Annotated in this window: 3 protein-coding genes and 1 pseudogene; all 4 read left to right on the top strand. The window is 35.8% G+C overall.

Annotated elements, in window-relative coordinates:
* The first annotated feature begins 452 nt into the window (after positions 1-452).
* Positions 453-3,959: a hypothetical protein gene (locus ABZC96_RS07710; RefSeq protein WP_373030244.1), complete on the top strand. Its 3,507-nt coding sequence runs from the start codon at positions 453-455 to the stop codon at positions 3,957-3,959.
* 4 nt (positions 3,960-3,963) lie between these two features.
* Positions 3,964-4,698, top strand: coding sequence for a type II secretion system protein (locus ABZC96_RS07705; RefSeq protein WP_373030243.1), 735 nt, complete (start codon positions 3,964-3,966; stop codon positions 4,696-4,698).
* 1 nt (position 4,699) lies between these two features.
* Positions 4,700-5,515, top strand: coding sequence for a type II secretion system protein (locus ABZC96_RS07700; protein WP_373030241.1), 816 nt, complete (start codon positions 4,700-4,702; stop codon positions 5,513-5,515).
* Positions 5,515-5,839, top strand: a pseudogene (locus ABZC96_RS07695) (type II secretion system protein); the annotation flags it as partial. The gene ABZC96_RS07700 and the pseudogene ABZC96_RS07695, both read left to right, overlap by 1 nt.

The following is a 5,839-nucleotide window of genomic DNA, read 5'->3' as shown; positions in this document are numbered from 1 at the left end:
GCCACTTCTTTCTCATCTCCACACCCCACAAATAAAAATGACATCGCTACTGACATACCTACTAAAACACTTTTCTTCAAGTTCATATATTTCCCTAATTAAAATCTAATAACATATATAATAGCTCAAAGTATGTAAAAAGCGTATTAGGTTTGAAAAAAACAGAAAAATAAATCTTATAAGATATCATTTTAGTACAGCTATCTGTGTATCATCATTCTATTTATATTATCTAATATTTTTCTATGACAAATTTAAGAATAAATTAATTATAAACGTTCTATAATGAATATATATTGGGGTTTCTTATATCCTAAACTTTAAAAGTTACACTGTCTTAGATTAGTGTAAATAAGGATTTAATTTTGAAGAATTTGAATACTATTTTTAATCTGTTACTTTTTCCATTTCTCTATTTTATAAGTACTATTATGTTTCAAAAGTCAGCTCTAATGCGTACTAGAAATATAACACACACTTTGAAATTCTTCTTTATTGGACCAATTATTCTTACTTCTTTAATAACAATACAAGCTGTTGCTATAGTTGAAGATGAACCTAATGATGACTGTAATACTACTCAAATCTTAACCATTTCGAATGGACTAAATACCGTTTTAGGAGATATTGAGACGAATAGTGCAGACTATTATCAATTCACAGTTCCTGCTGATGGAAATATAACAATTACATGGCAAACTACTGATCCCGCAGGAAATAAAGAGGCTTCTTTATTAGTAGGAACAGGGTGTGATGATGTTAATATTAGTAGTATATACAGTGGCACAGAGCAAAATACAATCCATACTACTGGTAGTATAGATGTTAGTAGATATGATGTTATTTTTATAAAAGTTTATAATGGAGAGGGTAAAAGTTATGACCTTATTATTGACTATGCTGTAGATATCAGTGGTCTTGAGGAGGATGACTACGATATACCTGACTTCTGTTATGATTATTCTTACTCTCAAGGTGCAACACCTCTAGATGTTACAGATCCACCAAGTGTAGAAGACAATGTAACGGTGGGAACTCCTATTGACATAAATCTTCTTATTAGAAATTTAGGTACTGAGGATGGTTATAGATTAGTAGAAAATGCTGTAGTAGACATTACAGATATTAATGCCTCACAAGCTGCCTATGAAGCTGATGGTATCTTGGTAAAAGAAGCTAGAGTATTCGAATATGAATATATCCCTAATAACGAATTAGATACCAGTGCTACATATATAAAAGGAATTGATGTTGGTGACATACCTACTATGGACAAATTCACCATCCGATACCAACTTATACCTAAAGTTAGTGATTTGAGCATCCCGATCAAAGCACAAGTAACATATGATCTTGCAGTAGCAATAGGAGATACCTATGTCCTGACCTCTCATACGTTAGACTTAGAAGATCTAGAACCGTGTGAGAGTATCCAAAGTGGGTATTCTCCAGCATATAGTATATTCAATGTAGAGCTTGATTCTTTAAATAGTGATACAGCCAATGGAACAGGTAGAGTCTACAATCTTCCAACCCAAACTGCTATGAGAGCAGATAACTTCGAAGTCGTTTCATACCATATTGATGATGTTTTCATAACAAATCCTGTATCAACTCTTGTTGGAGTCGAACTCATAGAGGTCCTTTACGATGACATATATGAATCATGTTCGAATGAAGATCGTGCTATATCACCTCGTATCTGGCTTAGTTTTACAGGGGAAGAATACGAGAGCAACACAACACATGTTCCCTTTAATGCAGCAACCATACAAGAGGCTATCAACAATGGCTCGATCACAGATCAAATATATCCAAGTTTAGACGGTAAACCTCCTATATCTGTGCCAGGGGAGTTCTATAGTAGTGCCAGAGAAAATGTTGCTTTTAGGGTTGTTTATAATGCCCTAAAAGATGGTGAAGAGCTCATCAAGTTAATAAAAACAGACCAAGGCCTCAGGATAGATAACTTTTCACAATTAGTTCAAGATATCGACAAATGTAAACAACCAGTAAAAAATCCTCAAAATAACATAATAACAGATCAAGTACCTGTTGCATGTAGTAATGATGGTAACAACCTGACTCAAGCTGAAGTTGCGACTTGTATGGAATGTATCTATGGATACAATACCCGTTATCTATGTTCACGTGACAACTTTGCTATACGACCAGAAAGTTTCAGGGTTTCAATCAGTGACCAATCTCAGGCATCACCTGTAACACAAAGTCATATCAAAACAAATGTAGATAATAATAGGATCAACATCGTTGCAGGATACCAATATAAACTTGATGTCAATGCAACCAACTATTTAAATGACAACAATACTCTAGGATACAATCAATCGTTTACGGAAGCCAATGCAACTGAAGATAAACATTTTAGTTTTGTCTGGAATGCAAACAGCAGTATCAACCCAAATAATTGTAATGATATCAGTGACTATAATAAAAACATGCCTTTCTATAACGGACTGCTAGAACACAATCTTTCTAATGATCAAATAGGGGAATATAATCTTACTATCCTTGATAGAGATTGGACTCGTCATGATCATGATCCAGAATTGCTGGCACATCACTCTATCCATCCTATACATGGTACTGTCAGTGCTTACTTTGTTACTGGAGAAAATTCTATAGATTGTTTAGCAGATTCAACGCAAGTTCCTCTGGAAGGTGCAAATGCTGTAATAGCTGGTGGCACACTCACCAATATTAGTGGATGTGATATAAAAAGTAAGCATACCCGAAATAATGGTACTACCACAGAATATACGGATATTAATACAATGATCTATCCTTATAAATTTGATCTCAATGGTAGCGATCCGATTAAACCTAATATAGGTCCATACACAAGAACCAATGACCAAACCTTTGTCTATATCGATACACCTCCAACACTAGATGTAGACAACACAAATATGAGTTACAATATGAACGGTACATTCTTTGCTGCAGGGTATGAGGACATTGGTAGTCTTAGTAACTTCGTCACAGGATGTTATGCGGATGATCTCAATATGGATCTTAGTTTTACCTATAACAGTCCTGAACCACTAGCAACAAAAACACCATACCTATCATACAGTTTAAAGGACTATAACACTACTGATAAAACAGATATTTATAGACCTATTCCTGTTTCAGGTTATTATTCAGATGATCACTTTGAAGTGGGAGATCATAATAGTAGCACTGCACCATTCATTATTGAGCAAAATAAAAATTTCTTTGCTAAACCTATGTTAGGGGCTATAACTATGGACTTGGGATACAACTTTAAACGTGACTATAACAATACGTTAAACCCTAGATATATAGAGTTCCATGACTTTAACATTACTTATATCGTCAATCCACCTAATATCAAAGCTGATCTTCAATCTAATCATCAAATCTTTGGAGACAAAACACTTGATACAAATGTAACTTTTGTCTATGGAAGATCCAAACCTTCTCAAGACTTTTATGATGATGTGATTACAAATAGCATCACTACTCCTATCTCAATAGTTGTCTATTGTGATCAAGACCCAATTACATGTTCTGCAGTTTACAATCTCGAGACTGTACTAAGTAAAACGAATGAATTTGACTGGTATCTTTCACGTGGGCATGTTATGACTCCTGATAATGATGGAAATATTACTTTGGTTGCAAATAACGGAGCAAATGTTACTCCATCTGTTGTGATTAACAATAGTGCTGGAGTTGATTCAACTGTTGTAGTAGATGATGGAGGGATTACCACTCGTCCTCTAGATGTCAATATCACGTTTGGAACTGCTACAAACAGGTGGCTCATTTATAATAAAGATAAAAATGAGACACCGATTCCTTTCTATCGTGTTCGTTTTATAGATCAAAGTGACTGGGCGGGGCATGGTGATACAGGCCATGTGGTTGATAGTGATACAAGTATTCAGAAAAATAGACGATTAGGATGGTAAAATAATGTCCAATACAGAAATTATGCGCCCTGCTATAGCAATGTTGGAATTGATCTTTGCTATTGTTATTATGGGCATTATACTCATGTCTGCACCAATGCTCATTAGTACTGCAACAAAAAGTGGCTATGTTGCGATACAACAGGAATCTATCAATGAGGCTGCATCCAGAATCAATATGATCATGGGATATCATTGGGATCAGAATAGTTCAGATGAAACCATACTTGATCCTATTTTACAAACAGTTAGTCCGGTAACAGATCTTTCTGAATCCACATATGCAGATGGAAATGGTACAGGTAGAAGAATTGGAACTCCAAGAGAGAGCTATCGAAGTTTTGTAAAGCCTGATGGCACTAGAGCAGCAGCAACACCTGCAGGAGCACTTGGACCTGATGGTATAGAAAACGATATGGATGATTTTATGGGTACAATTGGGTTGACTCTTGCGGGAACAGGAACAGGTACAGATTACATTGAAAAGAATGTGACTATTGCAACAACAGTTGCCTATATCGATGATGCACCTGATGGAAACACTTATAACACTGCCACAAATACGCTCAACTTCGATGCTGATTTTGATCAAACACAAACGAATACAAGAAATATAAAACGTATCAGTACAACACTTATTAGTGATGCTGCTAGTCCTGATGAACTGAAAAAAGAAATTAATCTCCATGCCTTTACTTGTAATATAGGTGGATATAAACTTGAAGAGAGGTCTTTCTAATATGAATCATAAGAGACTCACCCCGGCCTTTAGTATGCTTGAACTTATCTTTGTCATCGTTATACTCGGTATCGTTGCTTCCATAGGTTCTGAAATGATCGTTAAAGTGTATGAGAGCTATATCGTGCAAAGAGCAGAACACCGAGCAACACTTAAAACTGAATTGGCTGCAACACAGATAGCCAATCGTCTTGCATCTGCTATTCCTGGAACTGTTATTAGGAGGATCACCCCAACTGGTGCGATAGAAGATATTAATGATTTAATGTCATTGGACCCTTCTGGAGCTACATACACGGTTCTTCAATGGGTTGCTAGTGATACTGACAGTTTTAATGCCTATGATGACACAACAAAAAAGGTAGGGTGGAGTGGCGTTTGTGATATTGATTCCAGTTTTACAGATACCATTCAAACACCTGGATCAGATTTATCTCTGACCAATACTATAAAAAATAATCTTGGAAGTACAAGTAACTTCGCCGTTTACTTTCCCTACGATACAACTGCATATTTTGGCAGCGGTACAACAAATACTATTACTCTAGATAACAATGCATCACATATCGTTGAACACTATAAACTTGCATGGACATCCTATGCTTTAGTTGTGGAAGGAGGAGATTTATATCTCCATTATAATTTTTCTCCTAAACGTGGAGTCAATGTAGGAAACACCCGATCTTTACTTATGAAAAATATCAGTACATTCAAGTTTAAAGGGGATGGACGAACTATCAGGTTTAAAATCTGTAAAGAAGAACCCATTAGTGAAGATGTAAATATCACAGCATGTAAAGAAAAGGCGGTATTCTAATGAGAAAAGCATTTTCAATGTTAACGGCAATCTTTATCATCGTTTTGATGGCAACAGTAGCGGCATTCATCATGAATCTTTCAGGGAAGATGGTCCAAGAAACTACAGCACAATTTCAACGAGAGCAGTCTGTTCTTCTGGCAAAAAGCTATACAGAATATGCCATCATGGCAGTCACAGCAAATGAACACAATACTACCAAGTGTGTCGATAACATTACAGGAGGGTATGGAGATGATGGCAGTGGTAATAGTATCTATAATATTGACGTCAATATCTCATATATAGGAAATACCGATCCAGACACTGGGATTGCTAGTTTGC

The organism is Sulfurovum sp., from assembly GCF_041551015.1.
Classification (GTDB): Bacteria; Campylobacterota; Campylobacteria; order Campylobacterales; family Sulfurovaceae; genus Sulfurovum.
The sequence above is the reverse complement of the archived record's forward strand: the minus strand, read 5'-3'. Positions and strand labels throughout refer to the sequence as shown.